At 43.7% G+C, this 22,245-nt stretch carries 18 protein-coding genes; 6 read left to right on the forward strand and 12 right to left on the reverse strand.

Annotated elements, in window-relative coordinates; genetic code table 11:
- Together cas3 and LGZ99_RS08765 are read right to left on the reverse strand one after the other, a co-directional pair.
- Positions 1-2,638: CRISPR-associated helicase Cas3' (cas3, locus tag LGZ99_RS08760; protein WP_262979039.1), on the reverse strand; the 2,638-nt coding region annotated here is incomplete at its 3' end.
- A gap of 639 nt (positions 2,639-3,277) precedes the next feature.
- Positions 3,278-3,757 carry a dihydrofolate reductase family protein gene (locus tag LGZ99_RS08765; RefSeq protein ID WP_262979040.1) on the reverse strand — a complete coding sequence of 160 codons (480 nt, stop codon included), beginning with the start codon at positions 3,755-3,757 and terminating at the stop codon, positions 3,278-3,280.
- A gap of 585 nt (positions 3,758-4,342) precedes the next feature.
- Between LGZ99_RS08765 and LGZ99_RS08770 the strand changes: the two genes are divergently transcribed.
- The 6 genes from LGZ99_RS08770 (at position 4,343) to mutS (ending at position 14,876) form a co-directional block, all read left to right on the forward strand.
- Positions 4,343-4,846: a sigma-70 family RNA polymerase sigma factor gene (locus tag LGZ99_RS08770; RefSeq protein ID WP_023045152.1), complete on the forward strand. Its 504-nt coding sequence runs from the start codon at positions 4,343-4,345 to the stop codon at positions 4,844-4,846.
- Between the two features lie 12 nt (positions 4,847-4,858).
- Positions 4,859-5,839 carry a FecR domain-containing protein gene (locus tag LGZ99_RS08775; RefSeq protein WP_262979041.1) on the forward strand — a complete coding sequence of 327 codons (981 nt, stop codon included), beginning with the start codon at positions 4,859-4,861 and terminating at the stop codon, positions 5,837-5,839.
- An 84-nt stretch (positions 5,840-5,923) separates the two neighbouring features.
- Positions 5,924-8,497: a TonB-dependent receptor gene (locus LGZ99_RS08780; protein ID WP_262979042.1), complete on the forward strand. Its 2,574-nt coding sequence runs from the start codon at positions 5,924-5,926 to the stop codon at positions 8,495-8,497.
- 843 nt (positions 8,498-9,340) lie between these two features.
- On the forward strand, positions 9,341-10,426 hold the full coding sequence (locus tag LGZ99_RS08785) for a PLL family lectin (RefSeq protein ID WP_021326002.1): 1,086 nt from the start codon (positions 9,341-9,343) through the stop codon (positions 10,424-10,426).
- 490 nt (positions 10,427-10,916) lie between these two features.
- Positions 10,917-12,032, forward strand: coding sequence for a PLL family lectin (locus tag LGZ99_RS08790; RefSeq protein WP_036841169.1), 1,116 nt, complete (start codon positions 10,917-10,919; stop codon positions 12,030-12,032).
- A gap of 288 nt (positions 12,033-12,320) precedes the next feature.
- Complete coding sequence (gene mutS, locus LGZ99_RS08795; RefSeq protein ID WP_262979043.1) at positions 12,321-14,876, forward strand: DNA mismatch repair protein MutS; 2,556 nt, start codon at positions 12,321-12,323, stop codon at positions 14,874-14,876.
- Between the two features lie 166 nt (positions 14,877-15,042).
- On the opposite strand, the gene LGZ99_RS08800 is transcribed toward mutS, so the two are convergent.
- The 10 genes from LGZ99_RS08800 to ispD all read right to left on the reverse strand — a co-directional run bounded on the left by LGZ99_RS08800 (position 15,043) and on the right by ispD (position 22,244).
- Entirely contained in the window at positions 15,043-15,330 is a 288-nt protein-coding gene (locus tag LGZ99_RS08800; protein WP_021323174.1) for a HigA family addiction module antitoxin, read from the reverse strand.
- The gene (locus tag LGZ99_RS08805; protein WP_262979054.1) at positions 15,330-15,608 is read right to left on the reverse strand and encodes a type II toxin-antitoxin system RelE/ParE family toxin; all 279 of its coding nucleotides are present in this window, start codon (positions 15,606-15,608) and stop codon (positions 15,330-15,332) included. The genes LGZ99_RS08800 and LGZ99_RS08805 overlap by 1 nt, the downstream gene beginning before the upstream one ends.
- Before the next feature lie 151 nt (positions 15,609-15,759).
- The gene (locus tag LGZ99_RS08810) at positions 15,760-16,017 is read right to left on the reverse strand and encodes a zinc ribbon domain-containing protein (protein ID WP_243464908.1); all 258 of its coding nucleotides are present in this window, start codon (positions 16,015-16,017) and stop codon (positions 15,760-15,762) included.
- Between the two features lie 389 nt (positions 16,018-16,406).
- A complete protein-coding gene (rpoS, locus tag LGZ99_RS08815; protein ID WP_023044146.1) occupies positions 16,407-17,405 on the reverse strand; it encodes an RNA polymerase sigma factor RpoS in 999 nt (332 codons plus the stop codon).
- A 51-nt stretch (positions 17,406-17,456) separates the two neighbouring features.
- Positions 17,457-18,440 (reverse strand): murein hydrolase activator NlpD, encoded by a 984-nt coding sequence (gene nlpD, locus LGZ99_RS08820; RefSeq protein ID WP_390894008.1) that lies wholly within the window; start codon positions 18,438-18,440, stop codon positions 17,457-17,459.
- A 170-nt stretch (positions 18,441-18,610) separates the two neighbouring features.
- Positions 18,611-19,237 carry a protein-L-isoaspartate(D-aspartate) O-methyltransferase gene (locus LGZ99_RS08825; protein ID WP_021323170.1) on the reverse strand — a complete coding sequence of 209 codons (627 nt, stop codon included), beginning with the start codon at positions 19,235-19,237 and terminating at the stop codon, positions 18,611-18,613.
- Complete coding sequence (gene surE / locus LGZ99_RS08830; protein ID WP_262979045.1) at positions 19,231-19,995, reverse strand: 5'/3'-nucleotidase SurE; 765 nt, start codon at positions 19,993-19,995, stop codon at positions 19,231-19,233. The genes LGZ99_RS08825 and surE overlap by 7 nt, the downstream gene beginning before the upstream one ends.
- Positions 19,973-21,022 (reverse strand): tRNA pseudouridine(13) synthase TruD, encoded by a 1,050-nt coding sequence (gene truD, locus LGZ99_RS08835; protein WP_262979046.1) that lies wholly within the window; start codon positions 21,020-21,022, stop codon positions 19,973-19,975. Before truD ends, surE begins: the two co-directional genes overlap by 23 nt.
- 3 nt (positions 21,023-21,025) lie before the next feature.
- Positions 21,026-21,499 carry a 2-C-methyl-D-erythritol 2,4-cyclodiphosphate synthase gene (ispF, locus tag LGZ99_RS08840; RefSeq protein WP_036841446.1) on the reverse strand — a complete coding sequence of 158 codons (474 nt, stop codon included), beginning with the start codon at positions 21,497-21,499 and terminating at the stop codon, positions 21,026-21,028.
- Between the two features lie 13 nt (positions 21,500-21,512).
- Entirely contained in the window at positions 21,513-22,244 is a 732-nt protein-coding gene (ispD, locus tag LGZ99_RS08845) for a 2-C-methyl-D-erythritol 4-phosphate cytidylyltransferase (RefSeq protein ID WP_262979047.1), read from the reverse strand.
- Position 22,245: the final 1 nt, after the last annotated feature.

A 22,245-nucleotide genomic window follows, 5' to 3' on the forward strand; every position in this document is an offset into this window, starting at 1 on the left:
TTTGGTGATATCTCTGTTGTAATGCATTGAGAGCGGGAATTAATTTCCTTGGAATTGGCGCTAATTTATCTGCATACTTATTTTTAGATAATGTAACCGTACTCAATGACACTGAAAATTCGGCGGAATTTACCCAGGGTACAAGTTGTCCTGAATCAGTCTTTTTCAGTAATAACACCTCAACGGTTTCAATATCACTGTAGCGGGTATGAATATCGGCATCATCTTCATACCAATTATCGGCACTTCGATCACAATAACCATATAACTGCCACTGCAACCAATAAGACTTCGCTTTGGCTTCCTGACTTCGTTCCTCATCAATTAATACATTTTCCTGGCGTTTTAACTTTTCAGGCGCTTGCTCATAAGCATGACCATAAACCGCATCAATTAACTCACGGGTTTCCGCAGGCATACGTATTGCACCCAGCTTTCTCAATACACGCATGCTTAACCACAAACGTGCAGGCGAACGATAAACATATTGTGTGCTGCGGAAATTATGGCTTAACCAATCTGATTCGGGTTGCTCCTTCCAATCAGGCGCGTGGATAAAGAGTATTGGCGCAGAACGTGAATCTTTAATTCCATGTTGATAAACGCCATCGCTATCACGAGTATGACGTTGCAAACGCCCTGCTCGCTGAATCAGATCATCAATAGGACAAATATCTGAAATCATCACATCGGCATCAGCATCCAAACTTTGCTGGAATACTGGTGTAGCAATTAACGCTTTACCGCGGCGTATTTCACTATGACTATTTTTACCAAAAATAGTCATTACATGATTTTCAATTTCTTTCCGGTGTTGCAATACGAACCGGCTATGAAATAACAGACAACGTTCAGGTTCAGTGAGTAAGCTTCGCAGCGCCTGATAAGCCTCAATAGCATCGTCTACTGTATTTCGGATCCAAACAACACATTGCCCTTGTACAATCGCAGCCAATACTTTTTCAACACAACAGACAAAGCTATTTAAGAAATCAACCTTGACTTCCCGGCTAACATCTTTTCGACTTGATAACGGTTGTTCAATAACGGGCGATATGGCATTCAAGCTTATTTTTGTCGCTAAAGGAAAATCCGTTTTTTGCAATAATTGTGAGCTCAATCCACCGGCGTTCAACCAAATGTCCGTTAAACGCTGACGCTGTTTCAGGGTCAGTGTCGCTGTCAGCAAAATAGCTGAACCACCTTGATAGAGATGCAGAGCTAATAAATTTTCCAATAAATTAAACATAAATTCATCAGCAGCATAAACTTCATCAACAATTAATACCTTACGATTAAGGCCAAATAATCTCAGGGCCTGATAACGTCTGGGTAATACAGCCAATAAAGCCTGATCAATAGCGCCTATTCCAACAGGCGCTAACAATGCTTTCTTGCGTGGATCCGCCAGCCATTGATTGCACTGTGCTGAAGTGGTGATATCTGTTTCACCATAACTTCTGTCTGGGTGATCTAACGCCAGAATGGCTTCATGAAATTGAGCATTCATCTCTTGTGCACCATGAGACAAAATAATATCTGGTTTACTGCCATCGTCTGTTGATAGCATTTGCTGATAATATTCAGCAATCCGGTGAAACATTGCATTGGAAGACGTCATGTCAGGCAAACCGAAATAAAAACCGTCGGCTGCTTTTATTCTCATTAAACGATGTGTCAGCGCTAATGCCGCCTCTGTTTTTCCTGCCCCGGTAACATCTTCTAAAATAAAGAGTTGAGGAGAATCATCTACAGGTATTGATTCAGCCCACTTCTGTAATGGCGTCGCAGCAAAACCGTAGTGGTCCTGAATAGAAATAAATGGCTTTACTATCGGCACCTTGCCTAAATCTGTCGCCATCACCGCTTTTTTTGCCATGGCTTTAGCATGTTGCCAATAATCTGCTAATGGCATAGGTTCAGATTGATATACAAAATAGCGATTATCAGAACCAATCCAATCCGCCAATATTGCAATACCAGCAAACTGCCAGCTCACTTGCTCTAATCGCCGTCGCCATTCTTTGGATTGTAATTTTTCAATAGGAAACTCAGGTTGGAGTAATTCAATTAAGTGGTGAACAAAGAGTGTGGCGGCATTGAGATTATGAGGTTCAGTAAAATATTCGATAGCTTTATAGTCTGTTTTATCTATTGGCTGACCATGATGTCCTAATACACAGTCCATCAGCACCATTAAGGTATCGAAAATCTCTTGCTGTTCTCTCCGTTTAATATCCTCAATATTAATCAGCTTTTTAAGCAACTTCGGTTTGATATGTTCCCAAAAATACAGCCCCATACGGTCATGACAAAAATAACGTCCATCATAGCCTTTACAGCAATAAGGTCGATACAGACCGACTGACTGACTGGGAAATAATTTTTGAAAAGCAGATGCAAATTTACCAATATCATGCAACGTCAGTACAAAAGAGACAATACCTTGTAACTGTTTTGTCGATAACGCTAAAAAATGAGTGAGATCTTTAGTCAGCGATCTTTCTAAAGAAAGTAACTGTCTGCCGACAGCCGCGACATCCAAGCAATGATAAGGGAGTAGATGATAATCTGTACTCTCAGCTTCTGATGTTCGCTTTGCCTTACCCCAATATTGAAAATAAATTGGTATTTCCATTTAAAATCCTTACTTAAACATTTCTTTTACCTACTTTTAGAACATAATGCGAAAATTTAGATCAAAAAAATACTACTTTCTGTTTTTTTGGGATAATCCCGTATAAAGATGCCTTACTTAAACAGATAAACTTCAAGTTCACCTTTGTTAAGCACAAAACAGAATTAAAGCGACATCGTATTGCAAGGAACAACTTGATAACGTGACTAACCTTATACATCCATTTGATAAATAAGGATAACTAGGTGAAAGATTTGTACCGTCTCATCAAGGATTCATTTACGCTGGCAACCCTGCATATATTAATGTCTGACCAAGTTGAGATGAAAATACTGATGGGTGTTTGGCGATGTCAATACAATCATATGCGAATCGCATTCAGTCTTTAGCGGTACAAGCTTAAATCCTGATGCGATAACATAGTGAAGGGGCTGATTTACTAATAAAAATAACTTAATAGAATGATTAATATAGATATTTTCACAGATGAACGACTTCCAGTAAGAACATGGTGCGATTATGGCGCAATTCAGATAATCGCGCCACTTTTGCGCCATCAATATGGCGCAATAAAAACGTTACTATTTTTATTTGGTTGAAATAAAATAATTTTCTATCAATTATTTTAAGGATGTTGTGTTAATCGATATTTACATCCAACAGGATTTCAATGGCACCGCTACGTAAAAAACGTTGAGTTTTAGGTGTAACACTCACTTTTTCACTCACAGGAAGAACTTCAATACCTGTACCTAAAAATACCGGAATCGTGGTCAAGAATACTTGCTGTAATTCACCAACCTTAGCAAAATACGCAGCAGCAATATCTCCTGCTGCTTTATTGGTTATGGTAATATTCAGCCCTTCATGCTTTGGTAATGTCCGATGAGAAAGAACAAATGCGGGAATATTTTTGTATGGCCAATCATCCGATGAATTTGCCATTATCCATTCGTATGTTCCCGAACCCATAATCACAGCACCAATACCTTGGTAAAAATCATCATAAGGTGTTGCGTCATCTCCAAGTACAAACTCATCTAACCAATCCAGAACGTGGGTATTATTAGCAATAAAACCGTCTATTGTCGCAGCGACGTAATAAATTAGTTTCGGCATTATTCTTTCCTATCAAACACGATGTTAAGATACTCTTCTCCCAGAGTATATATATTAAAACATAGATTTATTCGTACCATTTTATATCCTAATACCACTCTCTATATCGCAAAGAGAAATACCGAAACACAGCTCTTTACATCTACAAACGTAAATCTCATCGTTTGTTCGATATCGCCTGAACACAGATTGAAAAATTCTCAGAATTAAAAGAAGAAGTAAAATGTATCACTAAGCATAAATATCAATATCCAACCAATAGATTAGAATAATTTCCCAAAATTCTACGGGGAAATTATATTTTCCACTGTAACTTTCTCCATATTATATTCTATTTAAGTACTTAATATATTAGCCATTTTAATGTATTGATGCAAAATAATTCTGTTACACGACAAAGGAGTATCTATCTTAAATTCTCGATCGCCTATTTAAAGCTTGTATAATTTAGTCTTGCTAATGATAAATAAAAAACCAATCTGAGCAACATATCCCCGCAAATTATTTATTGGTAACGGAGAGTAATTACCTGTAACATACCAAAAATGATAATGATTTGCATTTACATTGTAAAATGGCATGAAAATGACCGTTAATGCTTTAGACACTCAAAAGATCCAGTGGATGTACGTCCACAATCATGATTGGCTATTCCGTTGGCTTAAGCATCGTCTTCACTGCGATGAAACCGCCGCAGACCTGGCTCAAGATACTTTTGTCAAATTACTTCGCTCGCCCTTGCCACAGCAGTTAAATGAACCTCGTGCCTATATCGTCACTATCGCTAAGGGGTTGATGATTAACTGGTATCGCCGTCGATCACTTGAACAGTCTTATCTGGATCTGCTCGCCAGCCTGCCCGAGCAGCTTATTCCTGCACCAGAGCAGAGACTTATTATCCTCGAAACGCTTCAAGAAATTGATATGATGCTCAGTCAACTCCCCACGCCGGTACAGACTGCTTTTTTGCTCTCCCAGATAGAGGGAATGAAATATGAAGATATTGCAAATCACATGAATATTTCACTATCTACGGTAAAACGCTATATGAAACAAGGTTTTTATCAGTGCCTGATAGCGATGGCATAGAGAGGTTGATATATGGCTTCTACCAATACATCCCACTCATTAAGTACAACCTCTGAAACGATACTTGCAGAAGCCGCAGAATGGCTGACCATTCTAAATGACAGCCACGTCAGCGAAGCTGACCGGGACGCCTGTGCCGCCTGGTGTGCACAAAGCCCAGAACATGCTCAAGCTTGGGAGCGTGCGCAATGCCTGTTAGCACGGTTACATCACTTACCGCCTCATATCGCATCACCTTTGTTGAGCAATAAACGTCCCCTTTCCCGCCGGGAAGCCATCAGAAAACTCACGCTCATGTTGTTAATACCAACTGGAGCATCGTTCTTCTGGCAATCCGATCAATTTAAGCTTCTGACTGGCGATTATCACACCGTTACAGGACAAATACAGCGCTGGTCATTGCCAGACAGCGGTCAGCTAACGTTAAACACACAAAGTTCAGCGGATGTTTATTACGACGATACCCAGCGGCTTGTTCATTTAAAATTGGGGGAAATGTATATTGAAACCCATAAAGATAGCCGCCAGCCGGTACGCCCATTTAAAGTACTAACCAAACAAGGCACTATTGTGGCGTTGGGTACAAAATTCAGCGTCCGCCAGCAAGCCTCCCATACTCAGGTAGAAATAGCAGAAGGGGCAGTTCGTATTATTCCAGATAATGGTTCATCACAAATATTGTATGCCGGAGAAGCGACGCATTTCACTCCGTTTGCCGTTTCTCCATCACATCTCAGATCAGCAATATCGCTAAGTTGGTTACAAGGTATGATAGTGGCTGATAATTTGCCGCTGGCAACAGTGATTGCTGAACTGAATCGCTATCGCTCCGGCGTGATCCGCTGTGATGATGCAGTAGCAAATCTGCGGGTTTCTGGCGCCTTTCCTATACGGGATACGGATTTGGCACTGCGTATGCTATTACAGACCTATCCGCTCTCAATGCGCAGCCTGACTCGCTACTGGATTACCCTCTATCCACCCAATGAATAAAAATAATTATTTTTACTGACACTTTTTTCAATCTCATACGGCATAGAGACAAAAGAAGCTTAAAAAGCGATGGAGAAATTGCCTATGCCATATCATGTTAACTGCCTGGGATCACAACCACGCTGGCAGAAAAAGTCCTTAACCACATTGTTATTTCCATTGATGCTACTGTCGGTACAGCCCATTTATGCAGCTACACAACCCGAGACCGTTTATTCCGTCAATATTCCGTCGGGGGCATTGGGAAATTCTTTGTCCCGTTTTGCGGCTCAAACAGGTACGGCGTTCTCCTTCGATCCGAATTTAACCCATGGACTGACAGCACCTTCATTAAACGGCAGCTTTACCGCCCATGAAGGTTTGGCACAACTGCTCACAGGCAGCCATTTACAACTGTCCCAACGCACCGATGGCAGTTATACGTTAGTAAAAATAGTAAGAAATATGACCAAAAAAGGTGCAATAACACTGAGCCCCCTTGCGGTAACAGGCAGTCGCGGGTATTCAGGTAATGAGCCGTTGCGTTTCGAGAGCACCACCATCAAAGGTAAAGATATCGAAAAATTTGGTGTGATCCACCCTGTTGATATATTTAAAACAACCCCAGGCGTATTGTCTGGTGAAGCACGCAGTTCAGGCAGCCTGGATGTGAATATACGGGGCCTGCAAGGACAAGGCCGGGTCTTAACCACCGTTGATGGCGCATCTAACCAGACTGCCTTGTATCGTGGTTATCAAGGTGTCTCCAATCGTTCCTTCATTGATCCCGATTTCATTGGCCGGGTAGACATCAGCAAAGGCCCGACAGGAAAAGGCGGTATGGGAGCCATTGGGGGTGTTGTGGAGATAAAAACCATCGAAGCCAGCGATATCCTGCTTGATGGACAAAAAATCGGACTTCGTCTAAAGGGAAGTCTATTGAATAACCATTCTAATCCTGACGATTATCAACGTAATGACTGGCCATCCCCATCAAAAACCTCTTTCTTTGATGCCAGGAATCGAACCGGGAGTATTGTTTTCGCAGTGGCCGAACCTTCCTATGAATTGCTGTTTGGTGCTTCTCAGCGCAAGCGTGGCAATTACCATTCGGGTAAACATGGGCCAGGAGCCAGGGAACGTGGGATGCCGGGTTACCTGTGTCAAAGCGATCCACAGGATTGCCTCATTCCACAATTCAGTGAACAGATGGCAGGTTATTCGCTGTATGCAATGGGCGATGCCGTTCCTAACACTTCTGAAGATAGTCAATCGTTACTGGGTAAAGGAAAAATTCGTTTTGGTGATGGTCATGAAATCTCCGCTATCGTTAGCCATTATCAAAATCTCTACGGAGAATCTTATGTCGCGGATATGGCAAACCTGAGCCAAACATTCATGATCTTAGATCAGGGTCCACTGACACGGCTCAATATGAACAGACACAGCCTCAATTATAAGTGGGAGCCGTCATCAAATCCCTGGATTAATTTGGACATAGGCGTGTGGCAGACACGAGTTAACGATCGCCCCCGAACTTCAAATAATACCCTCGGCGATAAAAAATTCATGCGTACAGTAGGGATGAATCTGAGTAACACCTCATTATTTGAGCTTTCAAAGCAAGATATTGAACTGAACTACGGCGCCAGTTTTATCCGTGAACGCACTGGCCCAAGCAAAGGAAAATGGGAGTATGCCGTTAATCGGGAAGGAGAGCGTAAGGAAGGTCATTTTTTCCTGAACGGCAGCTATATGCCTACCGAACGTCTTACCTTAATGGGTGGATGGGATTACAAATCCTATCAGGTAGAAGATTATGGCCCAGTGCCTTCTCTTCGTCGGAAACTGGTCTCAGGAAAAGTAAACAACAAGCAGGATCATGCTCATGGTTACTGGGCAGGAGTTAAATTTGAACTTAATAATGAAACTGCGTTACATGCCAAATATACCTATGCGCCACGTTTTCCATCAATGGTTGAAGGTATTCGTGGCTACATGATGAGTGTTGACGACCATATAAAACCTGAAATTTCAAAAAATATAGAATTAGGGCTGACATCTCGTTTCCCGGATGTAATTGCTGACAATGACAGTGTAGATATCAAAATATCCTACTTCGATAATCGGGTGAAAGACTATATCAACCGATCATGGATGAATGATTATTGGAGTATGTATATCAGCAATATTAAAGCAGCAAAATTCGCAGGGTTAGAATTGGCGAGTGTTTACCACAGTGATCATTTTGATGCCCGTTTATCTATGAATTATTATACGAAAGTCAGATTCTGTACTGAAAATGAAGGTTGTGTCGCTCGCAGCCTCCCTTCGGATTATGCTACTAACCATATTCCGCCTAAATATGCTGTATCACTCGATCTGACACGAAAATTTCTAGATGACAAAATGTCCATCAACGCGAGAGTCTCACATTATGGTAAAAGATCTGTACCCGCAGCAAAACCGGGACAAGGTTCCGCTCTCCTGCTGGCCCCCATTATTTGGCGACCCGCAACAGTGGCGGATATCTCTCTGACCGCCCATGTGAATAAACATGTCGAGTTTGAGTTTGGTATAGATAACGTCTTCGACAAATATTATATCCAGCCTCTCAGCCTAGGTTATATTCCATCGCCGGGAAGAACATTTCGTGCCGGGATCACAACTTACTTTTAAATCAATCAGTTAAAATAAAGGCATATCACTGAGCTGATATGCCTTTTTCTGACAGCACGCCATTTATCCCCGTGAATACAGGGAACACTTTTTAACTTTATCTTTAATACATAAAAGATAAGGTTTATTCCCGAAAATACGGGAAACACAGACAAAGTGGTTAATTTATTTTTAAATATTTTAATAGGATAAAAGTTTTACTCAGTTTTTAAAGGACTAAATAGTAATAAACTTGAAAATCAAAACCAAACTTACAAATTAATACCAGATTCTACCTATATAAGTTTATAGAGCGTGCAAGTAATTAGTTTATTTAAGTTGTTATTATTAAAAAATTAATTAATTTAATTTTAAATAAAATTACTAAATAATTCCATTTCGTTATTAACAGTTCAAGATTAATTTCAACATGTATCGGAATTTTTTTATCAATATAGGAAAAAAATATTTTTCCACCTGTTGGACAAGACCTTACCTTTCATTAGCCATTTCTTGTACCCGGCAGATCTTATTTCGAATAAAAACAGAATGACCATGATATAAATATATTATTAATAGAAATACAAGGTGATTTTCAAATAATAAATAGTTTATGTGTAATTAATCATTCTTAGATGATCGTATGTAAAAATACATATTAACACATGGCGTTTTATAAAATAAAATCACGTTTGTTTGACACTTAATTAATCAAAAATTATCTTCAAATAAAATATCAATTATTTCTCTTCTTAATAAAACAAGAAGAATAAATGATAATGGCAATCTACAAAATTAAATGTCTTGTTCATTAAATTACTATTAAGTGAACTTGAAAAATTATTTTTTTAATAAGGTATACATATGAAAATAGACTCTGTTGATACATTAAATTTAGATAATACCCCAAATTATGTAACCGCATTATCCGGAATTGTCTCAGTGACAGGCAACGCCTATGGGCGTCTTGAGGTTTTCGGGATAGGTACTGACAACGCAGTGTGGCGTAATTGGCAAACAGTACCAAACACCGGCTCTTCCTGGTCTGGTTGGAGCTCGCTTGGTGGAGGAGTCACCAGTAAGCCTGCTGTTTACCTCAATGTGGACGGTCGATTGGAAGTATTCGTACGTGGCGCAGATAATGCGCTATGGCATAACTCGCAAACCGCCCCCAATGCTGGTTGGTCAGGCTGGCAGTCATTAGGTGGTGGGATCACCAGCAACCCGGCGGTATATGTCAACTCCGACGGCCGGCTTGAAGTCTTTGTACGTGGCGGCGATAACGCTCTCTGGCACATCTCACAAACCACACCCCATTCCAGTCAGTGGTCGAGTTGGCACTCTCTGGGGGGGACGATCACCAGCAACCCAGCGGTACATATCAACTCCGATGGCCGGCTTGAGGTCTTTGCACGCGGTGCCGACAATGCACTCTGGCACATCTCACAAACCGTTCCCCATGCTGGTCCGTGGTCAAGCTGGCACTCTCTGGGTGGTGGGATCACTAGCGATCCGGTAGTAGTCGGTAACTCCGATGGTCGGCTTGAGGTTTTTGTGCGCGGCGGTGATAACGCACTCTGGCACATCCGGCAAACTGTTCCCCATGCTGGACCGTGGTCAGGCTGGCAGTCACTGGGTGGTGGGATCACCAGCAACCCAGCGGTATATGCCAACGCCGACGGCCGGCTTGAGGTCTTTGCTCGCGGCGGTGATAACGCACTCTGGCATATCTGGCAAACAACAGCGCACACTGGCCCGTGGTCTAGTTGGGCCTCATTGGGTGGCAGTATCACCAGCGCACCCGTGGTGGCGAAAAACGCTGACGGCCAGCTTGAAGTCTTTGCACGCGGCGGTGATAACGCACTCTGGCATATCAAGCAAGGCACACCATCGTGGTCCGCTTGGGCATCTCTCGGCGGCACGTTGATCGACGCTTCAGCGATCAAATAATCTATAAAAAACCAGCTTCGCATAAGAGAAGTATAACCTTCTGGCCTGATGCACAAGGAAAATATTCACTGAGTCGCATCGGGCCAGTGGTACTTAAAATAGATTTTTGGTTGAATATGTCTGGAAAGCAATATCTAACAAAGTAACAGTTTGGTTGTCAGATGTATTGAATGAAATTAAAATAACCATGAAAAAATATATTTTCAAATATAATAAAAATTAAACTTTAAACCGGTAAAACAATTCATTTATAATTTATTATTTTTTAATTACTGCATGTAAAATATATATAAACGAATGGGGTTTTATAATGTAACATCACATTTACCTGACACCTTAAAGATCAGAAACCAGCATCAAATAAAACATTCACCATTTCTTTTTTTAATAAAGAATACAAGCAAGAATATTAATATAAAAATTAAATATATTGCTTATTACATGACTATATTATTGAGTCTAAAAAATTATTCCTAAAAAGGATATATAAATGAAAAAAGCATCTATTAATACATCAGGTCCAGATAATACCGAGTCATATGTTGCAGACGAAATCAAAATATCCAACGAAAGCACCTGGATGGCGTTATCCGAAATTGTCTCAGTAGCAGGCAACGCCGATGGCAGGCTCGAGGTTTTCGGTGTGGGCACCGACAATGCTGTGTTGCACAATTGGCAAACGGCGCCAAACACCAGCTCCTACTGGTCAGGCTGGAACTCGCTTAATGGGAAAGTGACCAGCAAACCCGCTGTTTACATTAATTCAGACGGCCGACCGGAAGTATTTGTACGTGGCACAGATAATACGCTATGGCACAACAGGCAAATCGCCCCCAATTCCGGTTGGTCAGGCTGGCAGTCTTTGGGGGGTGCGATCACCAGCAACCCAGTGATATATGCCCACGCCGATGGCCGGCTCGAGGTCTTTGCGCGCGGCTCTGATAATGCTCTCTGGCACATCTGGCAAACAGCTCCCCATTCCGATTCGTGGTCTGGTTGGCAGTCACTAAATGGCGTGCTCACCAGTGATCCAGCGGTACATGTCAACGCCGATGGTCGGCTTGAAGTCTTTGCGCGCAGCAACGATTACGCTCTCTGGTACATCAGGCAAACGGCTTCTCATACCTATCCCTGGACAAACTGGCAGTCACTGAGTGGCGTGATAACCAGCAACCCGGTAGTGATTAGCAACGCTGATGGTCGGCTTGAGGTCTTTGCACGCGGCTCTGATAACGCTCTCTGGCACATCTGGCAGGTCGCTCCCAATTCAGGTTGGACAAACTGGCGGTCACTGTCTGGTGCGATCACCAGCAACCCAGCGATATATATCAACGCCGATGGCCGACTTGAAGTCTTTGCACGTGGTGCCGATAACACACTCCAGCACATCTGGCAGACGACAGCATCTGGTTCATGGTCTGACTGGGCTTCATTGAATGGCGTGATTACCAGCGCACCCGTGGTGGCAAAAAACGCTGACGGCCAGCTTGAAGTCTTTGCACGCGGCGGTGATAACGCACTCTGGCATATCAAGCAAGGTACACCATCGTGGTCCGCTTGGGCATCTCTCGGCGGTACCTTGATCGACGCTTCAGCGATCAAATAATCTGGAAAAAGCCAGCTTCGCACAGGACGTGCGTAATCTTCTGGCCCGATGCATTTAAGGAAAACATCCACTAAATTGCATCGGGCCAGTGGCACGTAACGAGGATTTTACTTTTAATTTTGTAGCACCACCGCAAAATATCGACCCTTATTTCCGATCTATTCAGATCCTTACAATTTATCCAGTCCAATTTGCGAATTGCTTCCAGATTTTACTTGTGTAAGTTTAAAGCTTGGTGCGATACCATAACAAAAGAATTAATTCACAAATTTAACGTAAGACAACTGCATGATTAACACAGAAACTTTCGACACCCACACGCCCATGATGCAGCAATATCTCCGTCTTAAAGCGCAGCATCCCGATATCCTGCTGTTTTATAGAATGGGGGATTTCTATGAACTCTTTTATGACGATGCTAAAAAAGCCGCAAAACTACTGGATATTTCGCTGACCAAGCGAGGTCAATCGGCTGGTAACCCTATTCCAATGGCGGGCGTGCCACATCATGCAGTAGAAAACTATTTAGCTAAACTAGTTCAATTAGGCGAGTCAGTCGCTATCTGTGAGCAAGTTGGTGATCCAGCCACCAGCAAAGGCCCGGTTGAGCGTAAAGTCGTTCGCATCGTTACCCCCGGTACCGTGACAGATGAAGCTTTATTGCAGGAACGGCAAGATAACCTGCTCGCAGCCATCTGGCACGATAATCAGGGATTTGGCTATGCCACACTGGATTTAACATCCGGTCGCTTCCAAATATCCGAAACGGCAGAACAGGAAACGATGTCAGCCGAATTGCAACGTAGCCGTCCTGTTGAATTGCTCTATCCTGAAAGTTTTGAGCATATGGCTTTGATTGAAAATTATCATGGCCTGCGCCGCCGCCCTTTATGGGAATTTGAACTGGATACAGCAAAGCAGCAGCTTAATCTGCAATTTGGTACCCGTGATCTGGTCGGTTTTGGTGTGGAAAAAGCAACTCTCGCTCTGCGTGCCGCGGGCTGCCTGTTGCAATACGTCAAAGATACTCAGCGCACAGCTTTGCCTCACATCCGTGGCATCACAGTGGAACGTCAGCAAGATACGGTTATTATGGATGCGGCAACCCGCCGTAATCTGGAGCTGACACAAAATCTGTCTGGCGGTACAGATAATACCCTCGCCTCCGTTCTTGATCTGTGTGTTACCCCAATGGGTAGCCGAATGTTGAAGCGTTGGTTGCACGCCCCTGTCAGGGATCGCCAGATATTGGAGAACCGTCAGCAGGCCATTGCGACCTTGCAAGAAATTGGGTTGGAGTTGCAGCCATTTTTACTGCAAGTCGGTGATCTGGAACGTGTGTTGGCCCGCCTGGCTCTGCGCTCTGCCCGGCCACGGGACCTGGCAAGAATGCGCCATGCATTCCAGCAATTGCCTGATATCCATCAGATTATGGCTTCTTCGGATTCCCCGTATATCAAACAATTACAGAAAAACATTGGTCAATTTGATGAGCTACAGGAATTGCTTGAAAAAGCGATTGTAGAAACACCACCGGTATTGGTTCGGGATGGTGGCGTGATCGCGCCCGGCTATAACAGCGAGCTGGATGAGTGGCGTGCATTGGCTGATGGCGCCAGTAACTATCTGGAACAACTGGAAATCCGCGAACGTGAAAAACTGGGCATTGATACTCTGAAAGTCGGCTTTAATGGTGTTCATGGCTACTATATTCAAGTCAGTCGTGGACAGAGTCATCTGGTGCCTATTTATTATGTTCGCCGCCAGACACTGAAAAATGCTGAACGTTATATCATCCCTGAACTAAAAGAATATGAAGATAAGGTTCTGACTTCTAAAGGGAAGTCTCTGGCAATAGAAAAAGCCCTGTACGAGGAATTATTCGATCTGTTACTGCCTCACCTGGCCGAATTACAAACCAGCGCCGAAGCACTGGCTGAACTTGATGTATTGGCAAACCTAGCCGAACGGGCTGAAACCCTGAATTATGTCTGCCCAACACTGAACGATAAACCAGGTATTCAAATCACCGCTGGACGCCATCCGGTTGTTGAGCAAGTTCTGAGTGAGCCATTTATCTCCAACCCACTCTCTTTATCCTCACAGCGACGTTTGCTGATTATTACCGGTCCAAATATGGGCGGTAAAAGTACCTATATGCGTCAGGCAGCCCTCATTACACTTCTGGCTTATATCGGCAGCTTTGTGCCTGCTGAAAAAGCGGTAATTGGCCCTGTTGATCGCATCTTTACCCGTGTAGGCGCTTCCGATGATCTGGCATCTGGCCGTTCAACCTTTATGGTGGAAATGACGGAAACCGCCAATATCCTGCACAATGCGACCGAACAAAGCCTGGTATTGATGGATGAAATTGGCAGAGGAACATCAACTTACGATGGTCTTTCTCTGGCATGGGCATGTGCAGAAAATCTGGCAAACCGCATTAAGGCAATGACTCTGTTTGCCACTCACTATTTTGAGCTGACCACGTTACCGGAAAAACTCGAAGGTGTGGTGAATATTCATCTGGATGCGGTAGAACATGGGGATACCATCGCATTTATGCACAGCGTACAAGATGGTGCAGCCAGTAAGAGTTATGGGCTGGCAGTCGCTTCCCTCGCAGGCGTGCCACGCGAAGTGATTAAACGGGCGCGCCAGAAACTTAAAGAGCTGGAATCGCTGTCTAACAATGCAACTGCAAGTCATGTGGATACACCGCAACTTGCGCTGTTAACAGAAGAAACCTCACCGGCGGTTGAAGCATTGGAAAATCTCAATCCAGACTCTCTGACTCCCCGTCAGGCATTGGAATGGATTTATCGGCTGAAAGATATGGTGTAAGAAAGTGTTCGATAAAAGCCTTTTATAACCGATATCCGGTTTTTTGCAATGTGTATCCCTGTAATTTGAATATAATATTGATTAAAAAAGGTGAGCTTATACTCACCTTTAAACCAATGACGAAGCAATTGAGGTGGTTCAAAATTAGGGGCATTGAAATTATTAATCAAGCTATTTGCAATCGATGAAGGTGAGATACATCAATATGCTGTTTTGCCTGCCATAAATCGTAATCCACCTGCATTCCCATCCAAACTTGAGGTGAACTGCCAATAACGGCAGACAATTTCAGTGCCATTTCTGACGAAACATCAGACTTGCCAACAACCAAGCGTTGCACAGTTGATGGTGCTACACCCAGTGCCTTAGCCAGGCCTCTGGCGCTCAAATTCAGAGCCTCCATAGCCTCTTTAACCAATATTCCGGGATGCGGGGGGTTATACATCATAGCCATTAGTGGTAATCCTCATAGTTCACAATGTAGACATCACCATCATACAATTCAAAGGTAATTCGCCAATTCCCTGTCACAGTAATAGACCACACACCATTCCGGTTTCCTGCAAGTGGGTGTAAAGAAAAGCCAGGGATATCTACATCTTCAATTTTTACAGCTCTATTCAACACCTCAAGACGGGTAGCAATCTTTGGAGCTTGCATGGTATTAATACCGGCTGTAGAACCTGTTTCGAAAAATTTTTTCAACCCTTTATGTTTAAAACTCTTAATCATATCCGCTGCTGAATGGTGCTGTTCGGTACGATTATCATACTCAGTTGCCGCGCAATACGCAACGCTTTTGCAAGTCACAATGAAACTTTAAAACCCTCTGTGGTTTGGTACGGGATTACTCTGATAATAAACAGTTGACATCCTCCCCTTCCTAAAGGAAGGCGATCCCTGCAACCAGACGGCGATGCCCCGCCGCGAGAATGTTCATTGCCGCATTTCTGTCGCGGTTGTGTGTTGCTCCGCACTCAACACATGTCCATTCTCTTATTCGCAAACCCGCTCTACCTTTCGGACTGCTGTCGGAGATAGCTCCGCAGCACGAACAGGTCTGGGTGGAGTAGTTTTCGTTGACAACATCAAACACCACTGACCGCGCAATCGCTTTATATTTCAGTTGTGTTTTGAGCATCGCCCAGCCCGCGTCTAACACGCTCTTTGCCTAACGAGGCGCTCAGCTTGCGGTAGAACCGGCCTGCTGCCAATGGGCCCCTTCTTGAAAGGAAGGGGCTTCCCGCGAAAAGCATGGTGAGGTGAATTTAATCCCAATAGAGCGGATATAATATGGTGTGTTGATATCAGTTATATTCGAACAAAAAAAGATAGAATTACCTAGTGGGAGTGATGAACTCACTCTTGAAAAAGGAGTCATTAGAAATCCTTGATTAAGATTCACCATCATCCCAGACAGGGTTAGGATAATTTTACCGGGTACTGAAGAACTCAATAACACCGAGCGCCAACAACGCAAAAACACGGACAACAGTTCTTCAGAACCCAAGTAGTTAAACTACTCAACAATTAAGTACGGAACAAGGCTTCAATATTCAAACCCTGGGTTTGCATAATATCTTTCAAACGCCGCAAACCTTCAACTTGGATCTGACGCACTCTTTCCCTTGTTAAGCCGATCTCTTTTCCTACATCTTCCAGCGTTTCAGCCTCATACCCCAAAAGACCAAAACGACGCGCTAATACTTCACGTTGCTTCGAATTCAACTCAAACAGCCATTTGACGATACTCTTTTTCATATCGTCTTCCTGTGTTGTTCCCTCCGGCCCGCTTTCATTCTCATCCGATAAAACATCCAATAGCGCTTTATCGGAATCGCTGCTAATGGGGGTATCAACCGAAATGATACGTTCATTCAATCGCAGCATACGGCTTACATCATCAACCGGTTTATCCAGTTGCTCTGCTATCTCTTCTGGGCTAGGTTCATGATCCAATTTATGGGCAAGTTCTCTTGCTGTACGCAAGTAGACATTAAGTTCTTTAACAATATGGATTGGCAACCGAATGGTACGGGTTTGATTCATAATCGCCCGTTCAATAGTTTGCCGAATCCACCATGTTGCATAGGTAGAAAACCTGAACCCACGCTCCGGGTCAAATTTTTCAACAGCACGGATAAGGCCAAGATTGCCTTCTTCAATCAAATCAAGAAGCGCTAACCCCCTGTTACTGTAACGACGGGAAATTTTAACAACCAACCGCAGATTACTCTCGATCATTCTCTGGCGGGCCAGAACATCACCACGTAATGCCCGCCTGGCGAAAAAAACCTCTTCTTCCGCGGTTAACAAAGGAGAAAAACCAATCTCGCCGAGATAAAGCTGTGTCGCATCAAGAACCCGCTGGTTCATACCCTGCAATACATCTAAATCATTCTCAAGATCAGTCAGGTCATCCTCACCATTCTTCAATAATTTCTCATCGAAGTCGTCAGCTTCAATACCACTTTCATCTAAATCCGCATCATCATACAACTCGTTAACTTTCAGCGTATTTTGGCTCATAAGCTGCCCCTACCTATGATAATGCAGGCAGAATTCAGCATTCTGCCCAGTTTATCGCTGCGGAAGATAACGCAGCGGGTTTACGGATTTTCCCTTGTAACGAATTTCAAAGTGTAATCTTACAGAGCTGGTACCCGTGCTACCCATAGTGGCAATTTTTTGCCCCGCCTTGATGTCCTGTTGCTCACGAACCAGCATTGTATCGTTATGAGCATAGGCACTCAGGTAGTCATCGCTATGTTTTATAATTATCAGATTTCCATATCCACGTAAGGCGCTTCCGGCGTAGACCACTCGACCACCTGCTGTTGCGAATACTGACTGACCACTGCTGCCGGCAATATCAATCCCTTTGTTACCCCCTTGGGTATCAGAGAAATTTTCAATCACTTTGCCTTTAGCTGGCCACATCCAACTGCTGATAGCACTGTTTCCACTGCTTGCGGTTGTCGTCGGTGATTTTACATACGTATTATTTACGGTTGACGTAGTTGCCTGTGGCAACATTTTTACACTCTTCTGTTTTCCAGAATTTGCAGGATACGCATTAGTTGATTGAGAATCAACCAGCGTTGTTTGAATTTGATTATGGCTATAAGTGGTTAACATCCCGCCGCCGCTGGTCCTCAAAGTCTGTCCCACCGTCAGGCTATAAGGTTCTGAAATATTATTTTTGCTCGCAAGATCACGAAAATCACTCCCCGTGATCCACGCAATATAAAACAGAGTATCACCGTGCCTTACGGTATAAGTGTTGCTGTTATAGCTACCTTTAGGAATACTTTCATAATCACGGTTATAAATAATTCTCCCTTGTGAATTGCTGCCGCTAGCACTCATTGATGAAGGTGAAGATGGCATTGGTGTAGATGTAGATATAGCAGAGCTGTCTGAAGAGATTACCGGACGACTGAGACCCCTGCTTTGCTCCTGATTAATACTGGTGATAGGCGCTGGGCGAGTTGGTGGATTTGTACAACCGACTAACCAGATTCCCATCAATGAACAAATTACAATCCGCTGTATTTTCTTCATTGGGCTTCCCGAATTCATACTTTCTTCCCCCATAACGGCAAATAATAAGCGTAAAGATCAATAACTCTTAAAGGTTATACATAACCACAAAAATTTCAAAACGAAAATAATTTCGCTTATTAAAGCAAATATAACCATTAATTGAAAAATAGTTGCAATAGACTACGAATTTAAGCCAGTTCCCCTTGTACAAGGGGCACAAAGCGTACGGCTTCGATCACTTCACTATGAAAACCATTGCCATGACGTTTCACAGATTTAAGAATTTGTGTGTGTTCACCAACGGGCAAGACCATAACACCACCATCAGCAAGCTGGAGCATCAATTCTTGTGGAATATATGGAGGAGCCGCGGTCACGATAATAGCATCAAATAACCCACGCGATGGCCATCCTTGCCAACCATCCCCATGACGGGTTGAGACATTATGTAAATCAAGCTGTTTCAATCTGCGTTTAGCCTGCCACTGCAAACCTTTTATCCGTTCTACCGAAAAAACATGTTTGACCAAATGAGCTAATATCGCCGTCTGATAACCAGAGCCTGTACCAATTTCCAGTACTTTAGCATCAGGTGTTAATTGAAGCAGTTCAGTCATACGGGCGACAATGTAAGGCTGAGAAATTGTTTGCCCATAACCAATAGGTAAAGCCGTATTTTCATACGCTTTATGTGCCAATGCTTCATCGACAAAACGCTCCCTGGGCACAGCGGAAATGGCTGCCAGTAAACGTTCATCTTCTATTCCCTGCTGGCGTAATTGTGTCAGCAAATTTTTCATTGCCCGACTTAGCATTCTCCATCAACCTCAGCTTTAGCTAACCAGTCTCTGACTAACTCCTGCGCTTTATACGCAGTCAGATCGATCTGCAATGGTGTAATAGAGACATATCCCTGTTCTACAGCTGCAAAATCTGTTTCAGGCCCCGCATCATGTTTATCTCCCGGCGGCCCCAACCAGTAAAGCATGTTTCCTTTCGGATCTTGCATGGAGTAGACCTCTTCCGCGGCATGACGACTACCACAACGCGTCACCCGAAAACCTTTAATTTGATCAAGTGGCAGATCAGGCACATTCACATTCAGAATATTACCCGCTCTCAAAGGTGCTGTTTGTAACATTTGCAACAAACGGCGTGTGATTTCTGCCGCTGTTTCGTAATACGATTCGCCATCAAGTGAAATGGACAATGCCGGTAATCCCAAGTGGCGGCCTTCCATCGCGGCAGCAACAGTACCTGAGTAAATCACATCATCCCCAAGGTTGGGGCCACGGTTAATACCAGAAACAACAATTTCCGGGCGCGGAAGAACTAAGCGATTAACACCGAGATAAACACAATCTGTTGGTGTGCCATCCAGCACCGAGATATCCCCATTATCCAGCGTATGAATTCTTAATGAACGATCAAGTGTCAATGCATTAGATGCACCGCTCCGGTTACGATCAGGCGCAACAATCTGCACATGATAGCTTTCCCGCAATGTTGTCGCCAAAACCTGAATACCTGGTGCGGTGACACCATCATCATTACTCAGCAATATTCGTAACATTATTTTGATCCTGATTGATGATTTCCCTGACCACACTAGTAGCAAAACTGCCGGCTGGCAGCCAGAAACTGATCTTTACCGTGCTATTATCCGGCCATTCCCAACGCAGATCCTGGGGCTGAACCAGAATAGCCCTGCGGGTACAATCCACTCTTTCCCGTTTGATAAGTTCCCACAATGATTCATAAGGCTGCAAATATTGCCGTTCAAAATCCTCAGATTGATGCAGTGTTCCCAATTCACCACTGCCTGGCAGTGGCGCGGTTATCTGTAGTTCTCCGTCGATGACCCGCTGCTGCAATACAGGCAACTCGGCTTCGCCGGCAACAAACCAACTACCACGCCCCGTTAATTGTAAGGCGTCGCCATTAATGACCTGTTGCTGTTGTTTAACAGCAATCCGCGCACTCGCCACCGCATTAAACATAGCACTGCGACTGGCTGAAAGATAAAAGCTGCGTTTATTTCTCTCTTTTACCCGGATTTCATTATTCGCCCAGCGTTGCGCCTGTACCAGATTCTGCCCATCCCGCCCGAAACGTTGTTCACCAAAATAGTTAGCAACCCCACCTTGTTGAATCAGTTGTAATCGGTTTTCAACAAACTGGTGATGACTGATTTCCCGCAAAATTAGAGTAAATGAATTTCCTTTCAGTGCTCCAATGCGCAGTTTACGTTTCTGACGATCTGTCGCCAGAACCTCACATCCTTCAAGCTGAAACGATGCAAAATCAGGATCCTGTTTACCGGGTAAGTGTAAGCAAAACCATTGTTCTGTCACTGCGTTGCGGTCTTTTAAACCTGCATAACTGACCGATCTAGGCGGTATACCAGCGAAACGGGCGAGGTTCTCGGCAACAAATTGAGTATTACAACCCGTTTTACGGATATGCACCATCAAGTGCTCACCTTCCCCATCAGGAGAAAAACCTAAATCTTCGCAGACGATAAAATCTTCCGGTGAAGCTTTTAATATCCCCGTCGCTTCCGGTTGCCCATACAGCCAATTTAATTCAGCTAATACCATCAATTATTCCTTAACCAGCAAAGCCACCGCTTCGCAAGCAATACCTTCTTTACGTCCAACAAATCCCAATTTTTCGGTCGTTGTGGCTTTAACATTGATATCATCAATGTGACATTGCAGATCTTCCGCCAGATTGACTCTCATTTGCGGGACATGCGGCAGCATTTTTGGTGCCTGAGCAATAATCGTAATATCCAAATTACCGATCCGATAACCCTTTTCTCTGATACGACGATAAGCTTCACGCAATAACTTACGGCTATCCACACCTTTAAATGCCGGATCAGTATCCGGGAACAATTTCCCGATATCACCCAATGCCGCCGCCCCTAACAAGGCGTCAGTCGCTGCATGGAGAGCAACATCACCATCGGAGTGCGCCAATAGCCCTTGTTCATAAGGGATACGGACACCACCGATAATAATCGGCCCTTCACCACCAAATTTATGCACATCGAAACCGTGTCCGATTCTCATGATGTCTGTTCCTTCATTTTCTGGACAGATAAAATTCTGCCAATGCCAAATCCTCGGGGCGTGTGATTTTTATATTGTCCGAACGCCCGTTAACCAATACCGGTTGATAGCCGCAATATTCCAGTGCAGAAGCTTCGTCAGTGATATTAGCGTGTTGTAACAATGCTTTTGATAAGCTATCCCTCAGTAACATCAGTGGAAAAAACTGCGGTGTTAGCGCATGCCAGAGATCTTGGCGCTCTACCGTATGGTCAATAACCTGACCAACACGTCCACGTTTTATCGTATCGCTGACCGGAGATGCCAGAATACCACCACATGACATATTTCCCTGTTCATCCGCTTCTGCCAATTGTAGCAAATGTTCAAGATCGTCACGGTGTAAACAAGGGCGGGCCGCATCATGCACTAAAACCCAGCGATTATCATTCCCGGCCAAATTAACCAGATGATTTAAACCAGCCAATACAGAATCTGCTCGCTGCTTCCCACCGATTACCGTCGTAATACGTGGATCTGATGCAACCTCAAGAGATTGAAACTGTGTATCAGCCGGATTTAAAACAACCACAACGCGCTGAATGCGGGGATGATCAAGTAGTGCAGCCAGAGTGTGTTCAATAACAGCTTTTCCGGCAATAGACAGATATTGCTTTGGGCAATCCGAATTCATTCGGCTACCAATGCCCGCTGCGGGTACCAAAGCAATAATATCAGCACAGGAATGCAATAATAGATCGTTCATT

It is taken from the genome of Photorhabdus temperata, from assembly GCF_025384845.1.
In the GTDB taxonomy this organism is placed as follows: Bacteria; Pseudomonadota; Gammaproteobacteria; order Enterobacterales; family Enterobacteriaceae; genus Photorhabdus; species Photorhabdus temperata.

Coding starts and splice junctions, on each gene's coding strand:
- LGZ99_RS08770 (WP_023045152.1), top strand. CDS start 4,343: ATGACCGTTAATGCTTTAGACACTCAAAAGATCCAGTGGATGTACGTC.
- LGZ99_RS08765 (WP_262979040.1), bottom strand. CDS start 3,757: ATGCCGAAACTAATTTATTACGTCGCTGCGACAATAGACGGTTTTATT.
- LGZ99_RS08780 (WP_262979042.1), top strand. CDS start 5,924: ATGCCATATCATGTTAACTGCCTGGGATCACAACCACGCTGGCAGAAA.
- LGZ99_RS08805 (WP_262979054.1), bottom strand. CDS start 15,608: ATGATTAAGAGTTTTAAACATAAAGGGTTGAAAAAATTTTTCGAAACA.
- LGZ99_RS08785 (WP_021326002.1), top strand. CDS start 9,341: ATGAAAATAGACTCTGTTGATACATTAAATTTAGATAATACCCCAAAT.
- LGZ99_RS08775 (WP_262979041.1), top strand. CDS start 4,859: ATGGCTTCTACCAATACATCCCACTCATTAAGTACAACCTCTGAAACG.
- LGZ99_RS08825 (WP_021323170.1), bottom strand. CDS start 19,237: ATGCTAAGTCGGGCAATGAAAAATTTGCTGACACAATTACGCCAGCAG.
- LGZ99_RS08800 (WP_021323174.1), bottom strand. CDS start 15,330: ATGGCTATGATGTATAACCCCCCGCATCCCGGAATATTGGTTAAAGAG.
- rpoS (WP_023044146.1), bottom strand. CDS start 17,405: ATGAGCCAAAATACGCTGAAAGTTAACGAGTTGTATGATGATGCGGAT.
- ispD (WP_262979047.1), bottom strand. CDS start 22,244: ATGAACGATCTATTATTGCATTCCTGTGCTGATATTATTGCTTTGGTA.
- surE (WP_262979045.1), bottom strand. CDS start 19,995: ATGTTACGAATATTGCTGAGTAATGATGATGGTGTCACCGCACCAGGT.
- ispF (WP_036841446.1), bottom strand. CDS start 21,499: ATGAGAATCGGACACGGTTTCGATGTGCATAAATTTGGTGGTGAAGGG.
- LGZ99_RS08810 (WP_243464908.1), bottom strand. CDS start 16,017: ATGCTCAAAACACAACTGAAATATAAAGCGATTGCGCGGTCAGTGGTG.
- nlpD (WP_390894008.1), bottom strand. CDS start 18,440: ATGAAGAAAATACAGCGGATTGTAATTTGTTCATTGATGGGAATCTGG.
- mutS (WP_262979043.1), top strand. CDS start 12,321: ATGATTAACACAGAAACTTTCGACACCCACACGCCCATGATGCAGCAA.
- LGZ99_RS08790 (WP_036841169.1), top strand. CDS start 10,917: ATGAAAAAAGCATCTATTAATACATCAGGTCCAGATAATACCGAGTCA.
- truD (WP_262979046.1), bottom strand. CDS start 21,022: ATGGTATTAGCTGAATTAAATTGGCTGTATGGGCAACCGGAAGCGACG.